At 66.8% G+C, this 20,478-nt stretch carries 16 protein-coding genes and 1 pseudogene; 12 read left to right on the top strand and 5 right to left on the bottom strand.

What is annotated here, in order from left to right; all coding sequences use genetic code 11:
- Nucleotides 1-2: 2 nt before the first annotated feature.
- The 4 genes from ACTJK4_RS19770 to ACTJK4_RS19755 all read right to left on the bottom strand — a co-directional run bounded on the left by ACTJK4_RS19770 (nucleotide 3) and on the right by ACTJK4_RS19755 (nucleotide 6,602).
- Nucleotides 3-1,454, bottom strand: coding sequence for an efflux transporter outer membrane subunit (locus ACTJK4_RS19770; RefSeq protein ID WP_440818773.1), 1,452 nt, complete (start codon nucleotides 1,452-1,454; stop codon nucleotides 3-5).
- The gene (locus tag ACTJK4_RS19765) at nucleotides 1,454-2,767 is read right to left on the bottom strand and encodes an efflux RND transporter periplasmic adaptor subunit (protein WP_440077743.1); all 1,314 of its coding nucleotides are present in this window, start codon (nucleotides 2,765-2,767) and stop codon (nucleotides 1,454-1,456) included. The genes ACTJK4_RS19770 and ACTJK4_RS19765 overlap by 1 nt, the downstream gene beginning before the upstream one ends.
- Complete coding sequence (locus tag ACTJK4_RS19760; protein ID WP_440818744.1) at nucleotides 2,760-5,966, bottom strand: efflux RND transporter permease subunit; 3,207 nt, start codon at nucleotides 5,964-5,966, stop codon at nucleotides 2,760-2,762. Before ACTJK4_RS19760 ends, ACTJK4_RS19765 begins: the two co-directional genes overlap by 8 nt.
- A gap of 162 nt (nucleotides 5,967-6,128) precedes the next feature.
- Nucleotides 6,129-6,602, bottom strand: a complete 474-nt coding sequence (locus ACTJK4_RS19755) for a MarR family winged helix-turn-helix transcriptional regulator (RefSeq protein ID WP_316879810.1) — start codon at nucleotides 6,600-6,602, stop codon at nucleotides 6,129-6,131.
- A gap of 189 nt (nucleotides 6,603-6,791) precedes the next feature.
- Here ACTJK4_RS19755 and ACTJK4_RS19750 point away from each other — a divergent pair, with 189 nt between their 5' ends.
- The 6 genes from ACTJK4_RS19750 (at nucleotide 6,792) to ACTJK4_RS19725 (ending at nucleotide 15,419) form a co-directional block, all read left to right on the top strand.
- Entirely contained in the window at nucleotides 6,792-7,625 is an 834-nt protein-coding gene (locus ACTJK4_RS19750; RefSeq protein ID WP_065859218.1) for a p-hydroxycinnamoyl CoA hydratase/lyase, read from the top strand.
- Between the two features lie 33 nt (nucleotides 7,626-7,658).
- The gene (locus ACTJK4_RS19745; RefSeq protein WP_440818743.1) at nucleotides 7,659-9,122 is read left to right on the top strand and encodes an aldehyde dehydrogenase; all 1,464 of its coding nucleotides are present in this window, start codon (nucleotides 7,659-7,661) and stop codon (nucleotides 9,120-9,122) included.
- An 81-nt stretch (nucleotides 9,123-9,203) separates the two neighbouring features.
- Nucleotides 9,204-11,108, top strand: a complete 1,905-nt coding sequence (locus tag ACTJK4_RS19740; RefSeq protein WP_440818772.1) for a feruloyl-CoA synthase — start codon at nucleotides 9,204-9,206, stop codon at nucleotides 11,106-11,108.
- 60 nt (nucleotides 11,109-11,168) lie between these two features.
- Nucleotides 11,169-12,917, top strand: coding sequence for a tannase/feruloyl esterase family alpha/beta hydrolase (locus ACTJK4_RS19735; RefSeq protein ID WP_440818742.1), 1,749 nt, complete (start codon nucleotides 11,169-11,171; stop codon nucleotides 12,915-12,917).
- 29 nt (nucleotides 12,918-12,946) lie between these two features.
- Nucleotides 12,947-14,167: a 3-(3-hydroxy-phenyl)propionate transporter MhpT gene (gene mhpT, locus ACTJK4_RS19730; RefSeq protein WP_260803505.1), complete on the top strand. Its 1,221-nt coding sequence runs from the start codon at nucleotides 12,947-12,949 to the stop codon at nucleotides 14,165-14,167.
- 115 nt (nucleotides 14,168-14,282) lie between these two features.
- Complete coding sequence (locus ACTJK4_RS19725; protein WP_440475736.1) at nucleotides 14,283-15,419, top strand: porin; 1,137 nt, start codon at nucleotides 14,283-14,285, stop codon at nucleotides 15,417-15,419.
- A gap of 22 nt (nucleotides 15,420-15,441) precedes the next feature.
- On the opposite strand, the gene ACTJK4_RS19720 is transcribed toward ACTJK4_RS19725, so the two are convergent.
- Nucleotides 15,442-16,302, bottom strand: coding sequence for an SDR family oxidoreductase (locus ACTJK4_RS19720; RefSeq protein ID WP_260803503.1), 861 nt, complete (start codon nucleotides 16,300-16,302; stop codon nucleotides 15,442-15,444).
- A gap of 158 nt (nucleotides 16,303-16,460) precedes the next feature.
- On the opposite strand from ACTJK4_RS19720, the gene ACTJK4_RS19715 reads away from it, so the two are divergent.
- The 6 genes and pseudogenes from ACTJK4_RS19715 (at nucleotide 16,461) to ACTJK4_RS19690 (ending at nucleotide 20,473) form a co-directional block, all read left to right on the top strand.
- On the top strand, nucleotides 16,461-16,952 hold the full coding sequence (locus tag ACTJK4_RS19715; RefSeq protein WP_440818741.1) for a DUF421 domain-containing protein: 492 nt from the start codon (nucleotides 16,461-16,463) through the stop codon (nucleotides 16,950-16,952).
- A gap of 35 nt (nucleotides 16,953-16,987) precedes the next feature.
- Complete coding sequence (locus ACTJK4_RS19710; RefSeq protein WP_232038907.1) at nucleotides 16,988-17,254, top strand: hypothetical protein; 267 nt, start codon at nucleotides 16,988-16,990, stop codon at nucleotides 17,252-17,254.
- Nucleotides 17,255-17,261: 7 nt separating this feature from the next.
- Entirely contained in the window at nucleotides 17,262-18,533 is a 1,272-nt protein-coding gene (locus tag ACTJK4_RS19705) for an Nramp family divalent metal transporter (RefSeq protein ID WP_440818740.1), read from the top strand.
- A 95-nt stretch (nucleotides 18,534-18,628) separates the two neighbouring features.
- Nucleotides 18,629-18,748: pseudogene (locus tag ACTJK4_RS19700) on the top strand (glutathione-dependent formaldehyde dehydrogenase); the annotation flags it as partial.
- A gap of 95 nt (nucleotides 18,749-18,843) precedes the next feature.
- The gene (locus tag ACTJK4_RS19695; RefSeq protein ID WP_440818739.1) at nucleotides 18,844-19,566 is read left to right on the top strand and encodes a PIG-L deacetylase family protein; all 723 of its coding nucleotides are present in this window, start codon (nucleotides 18,844-18,846) and stop codon (nucleotides 19,564-19,566) included.
- On the top strand, nucleotides 19,550-20,473 hold the full coding sequence (locus ACTJK4_RS19690; protein ID WP_440818738.1) for a glycosyltransferase family 2 protein: 924 nt from the start codon (nucleotides 19,550-19,552) through the stop codon (nucleotides 20,471-20,473). Before ACTJK4_RS19695 ends, ACTJK4_RS19690 begins: the two co-directional genes overlap by 17 nt.
- Nucleotides 20,474-20,478: the final 5 nt, after the last annotated feature.

Genomic DNA, 20,478 nt, shown 5'->3' with positions numbered 1-20,478 from the left:
GCCTACCGCGTGGCCGCCGGCGCGGCTGCGACGTGGTTCCAGTCGCCGCCCGCCGCCTTGACGAGGAACACGCTCGTCGTCATCTGCTGGCCGAGAATCTGCACGGCCGTGCGCTGGTTGTTCAGCAGCGATTGCTGCGCGGTGATCACGTCCAACGAGGTTGCGAGCCCGCCCTCGTAGCGCACGCTCGCAATGTCATAGACCTTGCGGGCGCTTTCCACGGCATGGCGCGCCTGGTTTGCCGCACGGTCCAGCGATTGCAGCCCCGCAAGACCGTCCTCGACTTCCTGCAACGCGCCCAGCACCGTCTGCCGGTAGTTGGCGATCGCGCCCTGGTAGGCCGCATTGGCAATGTCCACGCGCCCCCGCGTGCGGCCGGCGTCGAACACCGTCTGGGCGATCTGCGTGCCGAACGACCACAGCAGCGTGGGCGCAGAAAACAGCAGGGCGAGATCGCGGCTTTCCCAACCGGCACCGCCGTTGAGCATCACGCTCGGGAAGAACGCCGCGCGTGCCACGCCAACTTGTGCGTTCGCGGCAGCGGCACCGCGTTCAGCGGCGGCCACGTCGGGGCGGCGCTCGATCACGTCAGACGGCAGCGCCACCGGAATCTGCGGTGCCGTGCCCTTGAGCGGCGTCGGGTCGATATGGAAGGCGGGTGCGGGTGTGCCGACCAGCGTCGCCAGCGCGTGTTCATACTGCGCGCGTTGCTTGGTCAGCAGTTCGGCCTGCGTGGCGGTGCTGTCGACGAGCGCCTGTTGCTGCGCGAGGTCGAGGCCCGAAGCCACGCCATCCTGATGCCGTGAGGTGACGAAGTCCAGCGCCTTGCGCTGCAACGCCAGCCCTTCCTGCACCACGGCGATTTCCGCATCGGTCTCGCGCAGGTTGTACCAGGTGGTGGCGACCTGCGCGGCCAGCAGCAGGCGGAAGTTCTCGAAATTGGCGCCGGCCTGTTCTTCGCTCGCCGCCGCGTTGGCGACGGTGTTGCGCACGCGGCCGAACAGGTCGGCTTCGTAACTCGCGTCGGCGCGCAGCACGAAATCGCTCTGGATGGTCGACATGGTCGGACTGGTGTACGACGAGAGCGGCCGTTCCGACGACGTGCGCGTACGCGAGTCGTTGTTGTTGGCCGTGATGGTCGGCAGCAGGCTGGCACGCGCCACGCGCGTCTGCGCCTGCGCCTGCTCCAGGTTCGACAGCGCGACCTTGAGCGATTGGTTATGCGCCAGCGCCTGCGTGACCAGCTTGTCGAGCTGCGGATCGTTGAAGCGCTGCCACCACGGGCCTTTGGGCGCGGCGTCGGCGGGTTGCGCGGCACGCCACGGTGCTTCGGTTTGCCAGTGCGCCGGCACGTCCATGGCGGGGCGCTCGTAGGTCGGCGCGAGCGAGCAGCCGGCCAGCGAGACGATCAACGAGGCCGCCAGCGCGGTGGTGCGCAGCCGCGGTCGGCGGATCATGATGCGTGCGGCGCGGAGGCCGCGGGCGCCGATGCCGGGGCCGGCGTGACGATGGTCACTGCTTCGCCCTGCTCGATGGAATCGGCCGGGTTGAGGATCAGCGCGTCCGTCGCCTTCAGGCCGGAGATGATTTCCACCGTGCGGCCGTAGTCGCGTCCGATGGTGACGGGGCGCAGGTCGACGTGGCCGTTTTCTGCCACGGCGATGCGCGGGCCTTCCTTGCGGAAGAGGAGCGTGTTGGTCGGCACCGTGAATGCAACCGGTGCATCTGCCTTCGCGCTGGCGCCGGCTGCGTCGCCGCCGGCTGTGCCCTTGATGGCGACCTGCACATAGGCGCCGGGCAGCAGGCGCCCGTCCTTGTTGGGCAACTGTACTTCCACCTGCATGGTGCGCGTGGTGGCATCGATGGCGCCGGAGGCGCGCGCAATGGTGCCGTGGAAGGTCTGGCCCGGCAGCTCGGCCAGCGTCACGGCCACGTCCTGCCCGACCTTCACCTGTTGCGAGTACGCCTGCGGCACATAGAGGTAGATGCGCAGCGGATCGGTCTGCGCAAGCGTGAACAGCTCGCGGTTGGCGCCCGCATTACCGGCATTGACCAACGCGCCGACATCGACATTGCGCTTGGTCACCACGCCCGCAAACGGCGCCACCACCCGGCGAAAGCCTTGCAGCTCCTGCAGGCGGCGCACGTTGGCTTCCGCAGCAGCCAGGTCGGCCTGGGCCTGGTTGGCGGCGCTGGTGCGCTCATCCAGTTCCTGTTGAGAGACGGCGTCTTTTTGGCGCAGGTTCTGCCAGCGCGTGAGCGAGGTCTGCGCCAGCGCCTTGCGGGCGGCGGCCTGGTTGCGCGTGGCCTGTGCTTGGTTCAGTTCCTGGTCGACTTCCGGCGTGTCGAGCAGCGCCAGCACTTCGCCCTTGTCGACGTGGGCGCCGATGTCCTTGAACCAGCGCAGCACGTAACCGCTGGTGCGCGCATAGATGGGCGATTCAACGTAGCCCTGCAGGGTGCCCGGCAGCGTCAGGTCGCGATTGGCGCTGGCCGGTTTGGGGGCGATGGTGGTGACGTAGCGGCTGGTCTGCGCGTTCACCTGCCGCTCCAGGGCGTGCGCGTTGTAGTAGCGGCCGACCAGCGTGCGCGCAGCGCCCAGCGCAAGGAGCACCCCCACGACCATCACGACCCAGCGTGCGCGGCGCATGGCAGGGCCGCGGTCTACCTGTTCGATCGGGTCTACCGTGACGACGTGGTGGGGCGGGCCGTCCGCCAAGTGTCCAGAGTGCGCCCCGGAATGGGCACCGGATGTTTGCTCAGACATGTCCTTCGCTTCCCCGCAAATCGTGACTACGCCGGGCGGCGCGCCGCTGCAATCTGTTGTGCACGCTGGCAAACACCACCGGAACAAAGAAGAGGGTCGAGACGGTCGCAAACAGCAGACCGCCGATCACCGCGCGCCCCAGCGGCGCGTTCTGTTCTGCGCCTTCGCCCAGGCCCAACGCCATGGGCACCATGCCGATGATCATCGCCAGGGCCGTCATCAGCACCGGGCGCAGGCGCGTGGCCCCCGCTTCCAGCGCGGCCTGCACAGGCGCAATGCCTTCGGCCAATCGCTCACGCGCAAACGAGATCAACAGAATCGAGTTGGCCGTCGCCACGCCCATCGTCATGATTGCGCCTGTGAGGGACGGCACCGACAGCGTTGTCCCCGTGACGAACAGCATCCAGGCGATGCCCGCCAGTGCGGCCGGCAGGGCCGTCACGATGATGAGCGGGTCGATCCACGACTGGAAGTTCACGACGATCAGCAGGTACACCAGCACGATCGCCATCACCAGCCCCACACCCAGGCCGATGAAGGACGATTCCATCGTCTTCACCTGACCGCGCACCGTGACCTGCGCGCCGCGCGGCAGCTTGGGGCGGATGTCATCGACGGCCTTCTGCACCTCCTTGGCGACGGCGCCCAGGTCGCGGCCCTGCACGGCGGCATACACGTCCACCACGGGGGTGATGTTGAAATGCGAGACGACCTGCGGCTGCACGGCAGGGCTCACCTGCACAAGATTGCCCAGCAGTTGCGGCCCGCCCGCCTGTGCAGCGCCACCGCGCGAGCCGGCCACCGGCGTGCGCAGCAGTGCGTCAAGGGAATCGACGCGGTACTGCGGGCTTGTGACGGCCACCTGGTACACCACGCCGTTGATCGGGTTCAGCCAGAACGTGGGCGAGGTCTGGAAGCTCGAGCTGAGCGAGACCAGCAGGTTCTGCGCCACGTCGCGCCCTTCGAGGCCCACCTGCTGGATGCGCATGCGGTCCATGTTCAGGGCCAGCGTGGGCTGGTCGAAGCGCTGGTGCACGTGTGTATCGACTGCCCCCGGAATCTGCTTGATGCGGTTGGCCAGCATGCCCGCGAGCTGCTTGTTGGTGGCCACGTCGGCGCCCGAGAACTGCACGTCGATGGCCGATGGCAGGCCGAAGTTCAGGATCTGGCTGACGATGTCCGCAGGCTGGAAGGCGAACTCCACGCCCGGGAAGCGCTTGGGCAGTTCTTCTCGCAGGCGGCGGACGTACTGAGCACTGGGCTTGCGCTCGCCTTCCTGCAGCGCGATCAGGATTTCGCCGTCGAGCGTGCCGATGGTGCCGGCGTTGCTGTACGACAGGTTGATCCCGGAGTTCGGCACGCCCAGGTTGTCGAGGATGGTCGACAGTTCCTTTTTCGGAATGATTTCGCGGATGGCGGTTTCGACCTCGTCGGCCAGGCGTGCGGTTTCTTCAATGCGCATGCCCGACGGTGCCCGCATGTGCAGGCGGATTTGCCCGGCATCCACATCGGGGAAGAAATCCCGGCCTAGCACCAGGAACAGCGCGCACGACGCCACGCAGAAGCCCAGGAACGACAGTGCGAACACGCGGCGGCGCTCCAGCAACCCGCCCAGGATGGCGGCGTAGTTGCCGCGCATGTGCTCGAACTGCGTGTTGAACGCCCGGTAGATGCGGCCGAATGTGCCTGGTTTTGCGTCGGCTTTCGTGGCGTCTTGCGTGTGGCCGGTCATGAGCATCATCACCAGCGTCGGCACCAGCGTGCGCGACAGCACATACGACGCCAGCATGGCGAAGATCACCGCTTCGGCCATTGGCACGAACAGGTAACGCGCCACGCCCGTGAGGAAGAACATCGGCACGAACACGATGCAGATACACAGGGTCGACACGAAGGCCGGCACGGCAATCTCGGCGGCGCCGTCCAGGATGGCCGTCACCGGCTCCTTGCCCTCGTGCAGATGGCGCTCGATGTTCTCGATGGTGACGGTGGCATCGTCCACCAGAATCCCCACCGCGAGCGCCAGGCCGCCGAGCGTCATCAGGTTGATGGTCTCGCCCAGCAGATGCAGCACGATGATCGACGACAGGATCGACAGCGGAATCGACACGGCAATGATGGCCGTGCTGCGCCAGTTGCCGAGGAACAGCAGGATCATGGCGGCCGTCAGGCACGCGGCGATCAGCGCCTCGCGGATGACCCCTTCAATGGCCGCCTTCACGAACAGCGACTGATCGAACAGCGGCGTGATCTTGATGTCTTGCGGAAGCGCCGCCGCGGCGGTGGGCAGCAGCTTGTAGATGTTGCTGACGATATCCAGCGTCGACGCACCGCCGTTCTTCAGGATGGACAGCAGCACGCCGCGCTGGCCGTCCTGGCGCACCACGTTGGTCTGCGGCGAGAAACCGTCGCGCACATGGGCCACGTCGCCCAGGTACAGCGTGGCGCCGTTGCTGGTCTTGACCGGAATGGCGTTGAGTGCGGCGATGCTGCCCGGCGTGCCATTGAGCGTGACGCCGTATTCGGTAGCGTCGATCTTTTGCGTACCGGCCGGCAGGATCAGGTTCTGTGCGCCCACCGCGTTGACGATGTCTACGGGGGTCAGGCCCTGCGCCAGCAGCTTCTGCGTGTCGAGATCGACCGTGATCTGCCGGCTCTTGCCGCCATACGGGAACGGCACGGCGATGCCGGGCACCGTGATCAGGCGCGGGCGCAGGAAGTTCAGCGCCGCATCATTGAGTTCCTGCTCCGACAGCGTGTTGCTCGACAGGCCCAACTGCAGGATCGGAATGCTCGACGCCGAATACTTGATGATCAGCGGCGGCGTGGTGCCCGGTGGCAACTGCCGCACCTGCGCCTGCGACACCGAAACGATCTGCGCCAGCGCGGTCTGGATGTTGGCCGTCGGCTGGAAGAACACCTTGACGATCGAGATGCCGTTCAACGATTGCGACTCGATGTGCTCGATGTCGTTGACGGTGGTCGTCAGGCTGCGCTCCGTGACAGACACGATGCGGTCGGCCATCTCCTTGGCAGGCAGGCCGTTGTAGTTCCAGATGATGCTGACGACCGGAATGTCGATTTCCGGAAAGATGTCCGTGGGCGTACGCATCAGCGTAAACGGCGTCGCCAGCAGGATCAGCAGGGCGAGGACGATGAACGTCAGCGGCCTTCGCAGCGCGAGTTGGACAATCCACATGGAGGCGTTTCAGAACCGCGGTGCGTTGAAGGGGGGGCGAAGGCCGCTCGAACGGCGGCGACCAGCCATTCTATCGCCGAGGGGTGTCGATCAGAATGTTCCTATGATCAGACTTTATTACATTGAATAACGGCGACTGCCGGGGCAACTGAAGGCGCCCGCTCAGCGCAGATTCCGCCCACATTGCAGCAGCAGATCGTGCAGCAATGCCGCGTGCGCGACGTCGATTCCCTGCAGCATTTCCTTCTCCAACCGGCTGACGGCCTCGTCGCACAGCGCCAGCAGCGCGAGCGCTTCGTCGGTCAGGCCCAGCATGACGATGCGGCCGTGCGTCGGATCGGGCGTGCGCGTCACCCAGCCCCGCGCTTCCATCGTCTTCACCACTTCATTGGCCGATTGCGGCGACATGAACGAGCGTTCCGCCAGTTGCGCGTTCGACAGGCTGCCGCGCGCGTGCAGCACGGACAGCGCCGTGAATTGCGGCACCGTCAGCCCGTGCGGGGCCAGCGCTTCGCCCAGGCGCCGCTTGACGATGCGGTCAGTGCGGCCGATCAGGTAGGGCAGTCGGGCAGACGTTGCCGGGGCCCCCTCTTGCGCGGGCTGAGGTGGGTTGCGTTTGGTTCGTGTGGCCGCCATGGATGTGAGTGGGTGTGCACCTATGCAGATGCGCACATTCTGCTACGTGTCGTTCGGATCAGGGTTTACGGCAATGATAATCTCCTTGTTATATCAGGTGACCTGATATTAAATGGGCACCAAGCTGAGACACGCCGCACACACAAGGCGGCGGGTGTCTCAAGCAGCCGACAGATCAAGGAGATGGAAATGGCTGATTACCAAGGGCGCTGGCAGACCGTGGACGTGAAGGTGGACCAGGGCATTGCATGGGTGACGTTCAACCGCCCCGAGAAGCGCAACGCCATGAGCCCGACGCTCAACTCGGAAATGATCCAGGTGCTCGAAGCGCTGGAGCTGGACGCCGATGCCAAGGTGCTGGTGCTGACCGGCGCGGGCGATGCCTGGACGGCGGGCATGGACCTGAAGGAATACTTCCGCGAAGTGGACGCGGGCCCGGAGATCCTGCAAGAGAAGATCCGCCGCGATGCCTGCCAGTGGCAATGGAAGCTGCTGCGCATGTATGCCAAGCCGACCATCGCGATGGTCAACGGCTGGTGCTTCGGTGGCGGGTTCTCGCCGCTGGTGGCGTGCGATCTGGCGATTGCCGCGGACGAGGCCACCTTCGGCCTGTCGGAAATCAACTGGGGCATCCCGCCGGGCAACCTCGTCAGCAAGGCCATGGCCGATACCGTTGGCCATCGCCAGGCGCTTTACTACATCATGACCGGCGAAACCTTCACCGGCCAGCAGGCTGCCGCCATGGGCCTCGTCAACGAGAGCGTGCCGCGTGCCCACCTGCGCGCCCGCACCGTGGCGCTGGCCGAGAAGCTGCTGGAAAAGAACCCGGTGGTGCTGCGTGCCGCCAAGCACGGCTTCAAGCGCAGCCGCGAGCTGACGTGGGAGCAGAACGAGGATTACCTGTACGCCAAGCTCGACCAGGCCACGCTGCGGGACCCGGAGGGCGGTCGCGAGCAGGGCCTCAAGCAGTTCCTGGATGACAAGTCGATCAAGCCGGGCCTGCAGGCGTACAAGCGCGCCTGATCCGCTCCCTCCAACGCCCCCGGAGACGAACCCATGCCTGACGTGACTCAGCTTGTGACCCTGCTGATCGGCGGACAAAGCCGGCCGGCCGCCAACGGTGCCACCTTCGAGCGTCGCAACCCCGTCAACGACGCGGTCGCATCGCGCGCGGCGGCGGCCACGCTGGAGGATGCCGACGCCGCTGTCCAGGCTGCCGCCGATGCCTTTCCCGCGTGGGCAGCGCTACCGCCGGGCGAGCGCCGCAAGCGCCTGCTCAAGGCGGCCGACTTGATGGACCAGCACACCGACGCCTTCATCCGCGCCGGCGCGGCCGAAACCGGCGCCAGCCCCAACTGGATCGGCTTCAACGTCATGCTGGCGGCCAACATGCTGCGCGAAGCCGCATCCATGACCACGCAGATCGACGGCAGCGTCATTCCCTCGGATGTGCCGGGCAACTTTGCGATGGCCGTGCGCCAGCCGTGCGGCGTGGTGCTCGGCATTGCACCGTGGAACGCGCCGGTGATCCTGGGCACGCGTGCGCTGGCAATGCCGCTGGCATGCGGCAACACCGTCGTGCTCAAGGCATCGGAGCTGTGCCCGGGCGTGCACCGGCTGATCGGCACCGTGCTGCAGGAGGCCGGTCTGGGCGATGGTGTGGTCAACGTGGTGACCAACGCGCCGGCCGATGCCGCCCAGGTGGTCGAACGCCTGATCGCGCATCCGGCCGTGCGCCGTGTGAACTTTACCGGTTCGACGCACGTGGGGCGCATCATTGCGCAGCATGCGGCGCGGCATCTGAAGCCTGCGCTGTTGGAACTGGGCGGCAAGGCGCCGGTGCTGGTGTTGGACGACGCCGACCTGGATGCCGCGGTGGAAGCGATTGCGTTTGGCGCATTCTTCAACCAGGGACAGATCTGCATGTCGACCGAACGCGTCATCGCCGATCGCAAGATTGCCGATGCCCTTGTCGACAAGCTGGCCGCCAAGGCACGCACGCTTCGCGCGGGTGACCCGACCGATGCCACCGCGCAACTGGGCGCGATGGTGAGCGTGGATGCGGCCAAGCGCGTGCAGGCGCTGGTGGAAGATGCCCGTGCGCACGGCGCTGCGCTGCCCGTCGGCCTGCATATGGATGGCGCCATCGTGCAGCCCGCCATCGTGGATGGCGTGACACCCGCCATGCGGCTGTACAACGAGGAATCGTTTGGCCCTGTCGTGACGGTGGCGCGCGTGGACGGCGATGAAGAGGCGATCCGCCTGGCCAACGACAGCGAATACGGCTTGTCGGCCGCCGTGTTCAGCCGCGATGTGTCGCGCGCCATGCGAGTCGCGCAGCGTATCGAATCGGGCATCTGCCACATCAACGGCCCCACCGTGCACGACGAGGCACAGATGCCGTTTGGCGGCGTGAAGAGCAGCGGTTACGGCCGTTTTGGCGGCAAGGCGTCGATTGCGGAATTTACGGAGCTGCGCTGGATCACCTTGCAGAATACGCCGCGCCACTATCCGATTTAACCGATCTGAAGTTCGGCAGCCGCCCACCACAACCATAAAACGGGCGGCGCATTCAGGAGACAAGACGTGAATCACGTCGCAATGCAGGCTCAGGGCCCGCAGGTTCAAACCGGGCATCACTCGCCGCCCCCGGCAGGTGTGCCAAATCACCCCTACAGGCAGGTTGCCGTGAGCGATGCGCCTGCGCGTTGCGAGATGGACGCGCGCGACCGCGGTGTCTGGTACGTGCGCAATACCGAAGCGCTGGCCGAGCATCCGCCGCGCATGACCGACTGCCTGGTCGCGGGCGCGCAGCGTCACCCGGATCGCGTGCTGGCTGCACGCCGTGGAGCCGACGGCGCGTGGATCAAGCTGACGTATCGCGAGATGCTGGAGCGCGCCCGCGCCATCGGCCAGGCGCTGCTGGATCGCGGTGTCAGCACCGAGCGCCCGCTGGCGATTCTGTCCGGCAATGATCTTGAGCACTTGCAGCTGGCGCTGGGCGCCATGTGGGCGGGTGTGCCGTATGCGCCGGTGTCGCCGCCGTATGCATTGGTGTCGACGGATTTCGGCAAGCTGCGGCATGTGTTCGACGTGCTCACACCGGGGCTCGTCTATGCAGCAGATGGCGCAGCGTTCGCCAAAGCCATCGATGCGGTGGTGCCGGAGGGCGTGGAGGTCATCACGCGCGACGGCGTACTGCGGGGGCGCAGCGCTACAGCCTTCGACACGCTGCTGCAGACGCCCGTAACGACCGCAGACGCCGCACAGGCCGCGACCGGTCCCGATACGCTGGTCAAGGTGCTCTTCACCTCCGGCTCGACGCGCGTGCCCAAAGCAGTGCCGACCACGCACCGCATGCTGTGCAGCAACCAGCAGATGCTGCGCCAGACCATTCCCGAATTTGCCAAGGAGCCGCCGGTGCTGGTGGACTGGTTGCCCTGGAACCACACCTTTGGCGGCAGCCACAACGTCGGCATCGTGCTTTACAACGGCGGCACGCTTTACATCGATGACGGCCGCCCGTTGCCCGGCAAATTCGACGAGACCCTGCGCAACCTGCACGAGATCGCGCCCACGGCGTATTTCAACGTGCCCAAGGGGTGGGAAGAACTCGCGCTGGCGCTGGAACGGGACCCGGCCCTGCGCGAGACTTTCTTCTCCCGCGTGAAGCTGTACTTCTTTGGCGGTGCCGGGCTGTCGCAAGAGTCATGGGACAGGCTGGAGCGCGTCACCGGCCAGCACTGTGGCGAGCGCATCCGCATCATGGCCGGCCTGGGCATGACCGAGACCTCGCCGTGCTGCCTGTTCACCACAGCGCCGATCATGCGCTCGGGCTATGTCGGCACCCCGGCGCCGGGCTGCGAACTCAAGCTCGTGCCCGTGGGCGACAAGCTGGAGGCGCGCTTTCGCGGCCCGCACGTCATGCGTGGCTACTGGCGCCTGGGCGAAGAGCCTGCCGCGCCGGTCTTCGATGAAGACGGCTACTACTGCAGCGGCGACGCGCTGCGTTTCTACGATCCGGAGCACCCCGAGAAAGGCCTCGTCTTCGATGGCCGCATCGCGGAGGACTTCAAGCTCAGCTCCGGCACCTTCGTGAGCGTGGGGCCATTGCGCGCCCGCGTGATTGCAGCGGGCGCGCCGTATGTGCAGGACGTGGTGATTGCCGGCATGAACCGTGACGACATCGGCTTGCTGGTGTTTCCGCAAATGGAGCGATGCCGCGGCCTGTCTGGCCTGCCGCCCGCCGCGAGCACAGCCGAAGTGCTGGCCGCCCCCGCCGTGCGCGCCGCATTTGCCGCGCTGCTGCACGAGCTGAACGCCACGGCCACCGGCAGTGCGACGCGCGTGGCGCGGCTGCTGTTGCTTGACGCTCCCCCATCGCTGGACCGGGGCGAGATCACCGACAAGGGCACGCTCAACCAGCGCGCCGTGCTGGCCCACCGTGCCGAGCAGGTCGACACGCTGTATCGCGATGGCGATCCCGCTGTCATCCGCGCGGGCTGATTCCAACGCAGCAATCCGACCAACCGGCAAAGACCGGTTCATCCACCCAGGAGAAGACACATGAAGACCGTCATGTCACGGGGCATGGCGCTGGCCGCGCTCGCCCTCGCGCTGAGCTGCGCCGGCTGCAACGACGACAGCACAGGCGACGCATCAACGTCGCAGGCATCGCAACTGCCACAGCTCACGCCCGCTACGGGGTTGAATCTCGCCAGCGCGTGCGAGAGTTTTGCCGGCAAGCTCAGTTTTGCCAACACCAGCATCACCGCCATCTCGACCGTGGCGGCAGGCACGTTGAGCGTGGGCGGCAACGCCGTGCCCGAGCACTGCCTGATCACCGGCACCATGAACACGCGGGTGAGCCCGGTGGATGGCAAGACCTACGCCATCGGTTTTGAAATGCGCCTGCCCAAGGCGTGGAACGGCCGGTTCTACTACCAGGCCAACGGCGGGCTGGATGGCTCGGTGGTTACTGCGCTCGGCACGCTCGGCGGCGGTCCCATCAGCAGTGCGCTGGGCTCCGGGTTTGCCGTCATCAGTTCGGACGCGGGGCATAACGGCAGCCAGGTGCCGCTGTTCGGGCGCGATCCGCAGGCCCGCCTCGACTACGGCTACAACGCCGTCGCCACACTTACGCCGATGGCCAAGTCGATGATCGCGCAGGTGTACGGCAAGGCGCCCGACCGCAGCTACTTTGGCGGGTGCTCCAACGGCGGGCGTCACGCGATGGTGGCCGCTGCACGTTCGGCCAATGCGTATGACGGCATCGTGGCCGGCGATCCGGGCTTCCATCTGCCCAAGGCGGCCATCAACGAGGTGTACAGCGCGCAGCAGCTCGCGACGGTGGCGACAGCCAACACCAGTGCCGGTTACCCGGATATCACCACATCGCTCAGCCCCACGGAGCGCGCCATGGTGGCCAGCCACGTGCTCGCGAAGTGCGATGCATTGGATGGCACGACCGACGGCATGATCAACAACCTCAAGGCCTGCCAGACCGCCTTCAGCCTCGCCAACGATGTGCCGACCTGCACCGGCGCACGTGACGGCACCTGCCTCACCGCCGCGCAGAAGACCGTGATGGCCAATCTGTTTGCCGGCGCGCACAACAGCGCAGGGCAGGCGTTGTACTCGGGCTTTTCATTTGACGCCGGCATCAGCGGCAGCAACTGGGCGGCCTGGAAGCAGGGCAACTCGATTCAGCTCGACCCCGCCGCCCTGGCGTTCGTGTTTACGACCACGCCGCAGCCGGCGTCGGCCATCACGTCGCTCACCGCGTATGGCCTGGCGTTCAACATGGATACCGACGCGCCGAAGATCTTCGCCACCGACGCCACGTACACAGAATCCGCTTGGTCGTTCATGACGCCGCCCGATGAGACCAACCTGGGCACGCTCAAGGGGCGCGGCGCCAAGCTGATGGTCTATCACGGCACGAGCGACCCGGTGTTCTCGTCCGACGACACGACCGACTGGTACCAGCGCTTGGCTGCTGCCAACGGCGGCGATGCCAGCAACTTCGCGCGCTTCTATCCGGTGCCTGGCATGAACCACTGCGCGGGCGGGCCGACCGCCGACCAGTTCGACATGCTCACGCCGCTAGTGGCCTGGGTGGAACACGGCGTGGCGCCCGACAGCGTGGTCGCCACGGCGCGCGGCCCAGCCAACGCCGTGCCCAATGCCGAAGTGCCCAGCGACTGGAATGCAGCCGGCCACGACCGCACGCGCCCGCTGTGCGCCTACCCGAAGAACGCCCGCTATACGGGCACCGGCAACATCAACGATGCCTCGAGCTTCAGTTGCCAATGACGGCCGCCCAACATCCGGAAGGAGACGCCATGCAAACCACCACCACGACGTTGAGCCGGGAGAACGTTGGCCCCGGTGTCGCCATGACACTAGCGCTGTGCTTCATCGTTGCGCTGCTTGAGGGGCTTGATCTGCAATCCATCGGCGTGGCTGCGCCGCGCATGGCGCGTGAGTTCGGCCTGTCGGTCGGGCAGATGGGCCTGGCATTCAGCGCCGGCACGTTCGGCCTGTTGCCGGGGGCCATGCTGGGTGGCCGCCTGGCCGATCGCATCGGCCGCAAGCGCGTGCTGATCCTGGCGACGGCGCTGTTCGGCATCTTTTCGATCGCCACCGCGCACGTGTGGGATTTCAACAGCCTGTTGATGATCCGCGTGGCAACCGGCATCGGCCTGGGTGCCGCCATGCCCAACCTGATCGCGCTGTGTGCTGAGGCAGTACCCACACGCCTGCGCAACACCGCCGTGAGCGTCATGTATTGCGGCATCCCGTTTGGCGGCGCCATCGCCGCGGTGGTCGGCATGTTGAGCGCGGGCGATTCCGGCTGGCGCCACATCTTTTACGTGGGCGGCTTCGGCCCGCTGGTGGTGGTGCCGCTGCTGCTGACGCTGCAGGAATCGCGCCGGTTCGACAGCGCACAGCGTGGCGCCATCCAACCGCCGCCCGTGTCATGGGCGCTGTTTGGCGAGCGCCGCACGGCCGCCACGCTGTTCCTGTGGGTCAGCTATTTCTTCACGCTGATCGTGCTGTATTTCCTGCTCAACTGGCTGCCTTCGCTGATGGCCGCGCAGGGGCTGAGCCGGCCGCAGGTGGGCATGGTGCAGATCCTGTTCAACATCGGCGGTGGCGCAGGTGCGTTGGGCATCGGCATGCTGATGGACGCGGCGCGCCCACGCTGGGTGGTGTCGGGCATGTATGTCGGCATCATCGCGGCGCTGTCGTTGCTGGCCGCGGCGGGCGGTATGGCGTCGATGTCGGCCGGTGCCTTCATGGCCGGGCTGTTCGTGATTGGCGCGCAGTCGGTGCTGTATGCGCTGGCAGCGGCGTACTACCCGACCGTCGTGCGCGGCACCGGCGTGGGCGCGGCGGTGGCGGTGGGCCGGCTCGGCTCGATCGCAGGGCCGCTGCTGGCGGGCCAGTTGCTGGCGATGGGGCAGCACGCCACCACCATCATCGGCGCCAGCATCCCGGTCACCATCATCGCGGCGCTGGCCGCGCTGCTGCTGCTCAAGCGGCCGCGCGTGCAGGACTGACACAGCGATTCATTTTCCGCGCCGTCCGCCCGGATGGCGCCTTCCCACGTATTCCAAACTGCCGGCTCGCCAGACATGGGGGGCGGGACCGGCTCGACCCTAGGAGGGGCCCCACATGCAAACCACCACCTTGCGCACGCACTGTCTCGCACTGGCAGCGGCCACGAGCGCACTCGCCAGCGGCGCGGCCAACGCGCAGAGCGTCACGCTCTACGGCCTGATTGATACCGGCATCGAATACGTGAGCCACGCCAATGCCAACGGCAACGGCCTCACGCGCATCCCGTCGGTGACGGGCACGCTGCCCTCGCGCTGGGGCCTGCGCGGCGCTGAAGACCTGGGCAACGGCATGAAGGCCGTGTTCACGCTGGAAAGCGGTTTCAACACCGACACCGGCACCTCCGGCCAGGGCGGCCGCCTGTTCGGTCGGCAGGCATGGGTCGGGCTCGCAAGCGATTACGGCACCGTCACGCTGGGGCGGCAGTACAGCATGGTGTTTCTGTCGCTGGCCGATGCCGACATCCTCGGCCCCAGCCAATACGCCATCGGCTCACTGGACGCGTACATTCCCAACGCCCGCACAGACAACACCATCGCTTACAAAGGCACCTTCAGCGGCCTGACAGTGGGCGCTACGTATTCGTTCGGGCGTGATGCGGCGGGCGGTGTGCCGGCCTCCGGCACCTGCGCGGGGGAGGTGGCGGGCAATGCATCGGCGTGCCGTGCCATGTCGGCCATGGTGAAGTACGACGCGGCCACCTTTGGCGTGGCCGGCGCTTATGAAGAGCAGCGCGGCGGCACCGGCGCCACCGCATCGTTCTTCAACGGCAGCGCGCCCATCGCGCTTACCGATGCGGGTGACAAAGACCGCCGCATCGTCGCCAACGGCTACGTGAAACTCGGTAACGCCAAGCTTGGCGTCGGCTGGATCGGTCGCCACGTGCAGGCCGTTGCCGGCGACGTGCGCTCGAACCTGTATTTCGTCAACGGCAGCTATCCACTCACGGGCGCGCTCACGCTGGATGCCGGCCTGATCCGCCTCGTCAATGCTGATCAGAGCCGCAGCGCGACGATGGCTGTGGTGCGCGGCGTTTATGCGTTGTCCAAGCGGACCGCGTTGTACGCGCAGACGGGCTATCTCTGGAACAGCGCTAACGCGCAATATTCCGTCAGCGGCGGAGGCGGCGGCACCACGCCTGCCAAGGGCGTGAACCAGCTCGGCGCGATGGTGGGAATGCGGACGGCGTTTTGATGAAGGGCGGGGAGGCGCTCCGTCACCCATTGACGATCTCCCCCCCATTCGGATGCAGCGTCTGCCCCGTCATGTAGCTCGCATCGGCAGACGCCAGAAAGATGTAGCAGGGTGCCACTTCATCCGGCTGACCGGCCCGGCCTAGTGGCTCCTTGCTGCCGAATTTGGCGACGTGCTCGGCATCGAAGGTGGACGGAATCAACGGTGTCCAGATCGGCCCCGGCGCCACGGCGTTCACCAGGATGCCCTTGTCCGCCAATTGCTGCGCCAGTGAGCGCGTGAACGCCACGATCGCGCCCTTGGTGGCGGCGTAGTCCACCAGATGGCCGCTGCCGCGGAACGCCGTCACAGACGTGGTCGTGATGATGCGCGCGCCTTCATGCAGGTGCGGCAACGCGGCACGGATCAAATAGAACATCGCAAAGACGTTGGTGCGGAACGTGCGCTCCAGTTGAGCGGCATCGATGTCGGCCAGGCTTTGCTGCGGGTGCTGTTCTGCGGCATTGCTGACCACGAGGTCGATCTTGCCGAACATGGCCACCGCCTGCGTGACTACCGCACGGGCATGCGCTTCGTCGCCCAGGTCGCCGGCAATGGCTTCGCAGCGGCGGCCGGTCGCGCGGACGAGGCGGCAGGTCTGGTTGGCGTCGTCGTGTTCGTCCAGGTAGGCGATCAGCACGTCGGCGCCTTCCTTGGCGAAGCCGATGGCCACCGCGCGCCCGATGCCGCTGTCGCCGCCGGTGACGATGGCCACCTTGTCTGCCAGCTTGCCGCTGCCGATGTAGTTCTCCATTTCGGCGCGCGGGCGTGGCGTCATGTCGCTCTCGGCGCCGGGCTGGCGGTCTTGATGCTGTGGCGGTTGCTGCTGTGGCTGGTCTGGCATGGCGGGCTCGCTATGAGAGGGTGGATACACCGGCTTTCAGCACACGGCATGCCATTGCGCCCTGAACGCGGCGTGAGATGCACTCGCGTGCGCATGCCGCGCGGCACGCCGCTTGCTCTGCTGGTGGAACAGACTCCACATCGACCACGGGAGGCGCCATGGACACGCTGCTGTTCCTGTTTGGCGAAGGCAAGGATCTCAACCCGCTGCAAACCGCGATGCGCGCGGTGGTCGTGTTCGCCATTGGGCTGGCGCTGGTGCGCCTGTCGGGCCGGCGCTCTTTCGGGCAGCGTGCGCCGTTCGACTTCGTTGTCGCCGTGTTGTTGGGGGCGACGCTGAGTCGCGCGATTGTCGGCGCGTCGCCGTTTGTGGCCACGGTGTCGGCGTCGCTCGCACTGGTGGCGTTGCACCGCCTGCTGGGCTGGGCGTGCGTGCGGCTGCCGAAGCTCGACCGGCTCATCGCGGGCCGCGAACGCGAGATCTATCGGGAAGGGCGCTTCGACCAAGGCCAGATGGATGCCGCGCTCATCACCGTGGGCGATTTGCAGGAGAGCGTGCGCCAGACCCTGGGCTCACGCACGCTGGAGGATGTGGAGGCCGCCATTCTGGAGCGCAACGGACAGGTCAGCCTGATCCGCAAACGCCGCTGATTTTGCACACCCGCACACCCACACTGGAGCCAACCATGCGAGACAAGCAACAGCAGGAAAACCGAGACGCCGAACAACGCAAGGCTGATTGGGAACAGGCTGATTCGCACCGCAAGCCGGGGGACCGGCCGGCCAATGCGGAGGTGGGCCGCACCGGCAGCACGGCACCCAAGCCGCAGAGCCCGCACGACACGCTGCGGCGCATGCGCCAGGGCGAGGTGCCGCCTGGCATTACGCGCGACAAGCTGCACGACCCCGGAGACCAGACGCCCGGCGCTTCGCCCACAGATAACCGCAGCTGAGCGCAACGTGCCCGCCGCAGACGACGCCCCGTGGTACCGCCGGCTGGGGCCCGGCCTTATCACGGGCGCCGCGGATGACGACCCGAGCGGGATCGCCACCTATGCGCAAGCCGGTGCGCAAATGGGTACCGGCATGCTGTGGACGCTGTTGCTGACGCTGCCCCTGATGATTTCCATCCAGCTCGTCAGCGCGCGCTTGGGGCGTGTGTCGGGCCGGGGCGTGGTTGCAAACATCCGGCGGCATCAGTCGCCGTGGCTTGCCTATGCGTTTGTCGCGCTGGTGACGCTTGCCAACATCATCAATGTGGGCGCCGACATCGCGGCCATGGGCGACAGCGTGCGCCTGCTACTGGGGGGCTCGACAGCGTGGTATGCGTGCCTGTTTGCCGTCTTCACGCTCGTGCTGCAAGTGTGGATGCCGTACCGCCGCTATGCGCGCTATCTGCAATGGACCGCGCTGTCGCTGCTGGCATACGTGGCCACGGCGTTTGTCGTGAAGGTGGACTGGGCGCACGCGTTGCACGACACCGTGGTCCCCCGGCTGCATTGGTCGAAAGACTATGCAATGACGCTCGTCGCCGTGTTCGGCACCACCATCAGCCCCTATCTGTTTGTGTGGCAGGCCGCAGGCGAAGTGGAAGAGACGCGGCTGGCCGAAGACGAAGCACCGCTCAAGAAAGCGCCGTGGCAGGCGAAGGACCAGCTCGCACGCATCCGCATCGACACAACGGTCGGGATGGTGGTGTCGGCGCTGATCGCCTTCTGCATCATGTTGACGGCCGCCTACGCGCTGCACACGCACGGCGTGACGCAGATCGAGACCTGCGCCCAGGCCGCTGAAGCGCTCAAGCCCGTGGCCGGCCGCTTTGCGCAGGCATTGTTTGCCCTGGGCGTGATCGGCACGGGGCTGCTGGCTGTGCCGGTGCTGGCGGGCTCCGCCGCCTATGCCGCCGCCGAGGCTTTCCAGTGGCACAGCAGCCTGGAGGCCAAGGTGCACCGTGCGCCCAAGTTCTACCTGTTCCTGGCGCTTGTGATGGCGGTGGCCACGGTGATGGTGTTCCTGCCCATCGAGCCGTTCAAGCTGCTGTATTGGGCTGCGGTGCTCAATGGCGTGGCGGCTACGCCCGTCATGGTGATGCTGCAGTTGATGTCGCGCCGCAAAGGCGTGATGGGGCCGTTCCCCAGCTCACGGCTGCTGCATGGCACCGCTTGGGTGGCGACCCTGTGCATGTGCGCCAGTACCTTGCTGTTCTTTGCGCTGGCTGTGCAGGGGTCGTAAAAAGGGCAGTCGGCCTGCGCAGGCACCGGGGTTGCGTGTCTTGGGCAAAACCGCGCAACAGGCGCGGTGTCCTGTTCACCAACCAGGGGTCAATCATGAAAGCTGTCGTATTTCACGGCATCGGTGACATCCGTCTGGAAGACGTGCCCGAGCCGACACGGCGCGAACCAACCAACGCCATCTGCGGCACGAATCCGCACTTCGTGCGCGGCACATACCGCGTCTTCGACACGCGCCAGCCCGGCTGGTTGAAGGTCAAGCTGGGCCCGCAAGCCACTGACGGCGCTCGCACGCCCCGCGCCTCACGGGCATGAGCCGCGAGCTGCACGATCGTGTCGCCCGCCTTGGGCCGGTGCTGGTGATCTCGCCGCACTTTGACGACGCGATCTTCTCGTGCGGCGCCCTGCTGGCTGCGCATCACGGCAGTCGCACCGTCACCGTGTTTGGCGGCGCACCTGCCACGCCCGTGTCGACGGTGTGGGATCGCGACGCGGGCTTTGCCGATTCCAACGAAGCGGTGGCCGCGCGCCGGCAGGAAGACGCACAGGCCCACGCGCAGGTGAGCGCCACCGTTCACCATCTCGGCTTCTGCGACAGCCAGTACGGGCAGACGCCTACCGTAACGGAGCTGGAGCGCGCGCTGTACCGCCTGGTGGAAAAGCGCACGGCAGATGCGGTATTCGTGCCGCTGGGGCTGTTTCACAGCGATCACGTGCTTGTGCACGAAGCGGCCCTGATGCTGATGCACAAGCTGCCGGAGCGCCTCTGGATCGGCTACGAAGATGCGCTGTACCGGCGCGGGCGCGGCGTCGTGCAGGAACGCATCGTTGCGCTGGCGGCCCAGGGCATTGTTGCCACGCCCGTGTCGCCCACCACGGCGGCCGATGGCCGTCAGAAGCGCCGCGCCGTCGCCTGTTACGCCAGTCAGTTGCGCGCCTTTGGGCCAGGTGGTGTGGAAGATCTGCACCAGCCTGAACGCTTCTGGCTGCTGGAATCCAAGCAAGGAGAATCCGATCATGCAACCGTTGGATGACGCCCGTCGGGCCCAGGCACCGTGTTCCATCGTCGTGCTCACATATAACCGGGCGGCCACTGTGCTGGAGACGCTGGAGAAGTTGGCCGCCCTGGATGAACCCTGGCCCATCGTGGCGGTCGACAACGGCTCGACCGACGGCACCGCCGACCAGATCGCCGCGCGCTTTCCTGACGTCGCCATCGTGCGTGCGCCGCGCAACTACGGCGCGGCTGGCCGCAACTTTGGCGTCGCCTCGGTCGATACACCGTACGTTGCCTTCTGCGACGACGACACCGCGTGGCTCCCGGGCTCCGTGGCACGCGCGGTCGATGTGCTGCAGCGGTATCCGTCGGTGGGCGTGGTGGCGGCGCACGTGGTGGTCGGCCCTACGCGCCGCGACGACACCGCGTGCGAACCCATGGCCACCAGCACACTGCCTGCCGACGGTCTGCCGGGCCCCGCGCTGCTCGGCTTCATGGCCGGGGCGTGCGTGGCGCGCACGCGCGCATTTACCGAGGCGGGCGGCTACCGGCGCGACCTCTTTATCGGCGGCGAAGAAAGCGTGCTGGCGCTCGACCTGGTCGACGCAGGCTGGCGCATCGTCTACTGCCGGGAGGTGGTCACGCACCACAACCCCTCGCCGGTGCGAGACGTGATGCAGCGACGGGCGCTGCTCACGCGCAACGAGTTGCTGAGCGCCTGGCTTCGGTTGCCGCTGGACCTCGCGTGGCGGGTCACCGGCCGGGCGATACGTGCGATGGCCGAACAAGGCGTGCTTGCGGAGGCATTGCCCGCCGCGTTGGTCCGCCTGCCGCGCACCTTGTTGCGCCGGCATACCGTGCAGCCCACCACCGTGGCGCTGTGGCGGCAGATGGACGCAGACCGCCAGCGACGCCGCGCCATCCCCACGCTGTCGGTCGGCTAACGCGG

The sequence above is a fragment of the Ralstonia sp. 22111 genome, from assembly GCF_052045895.1.
GTDB classification, from domain to species: domain Bacteria; phylum Pseudomonadota; class Gammaproteobacteria; order Burkholderiales; family Burkholderiaceae; genus Ralstonia; species Ralstonia wenshanensis.
Note: the sequence above shows the minus strand (reverse complement) of the source record. Positions and strands in the feature narration are given on the sequence as shown.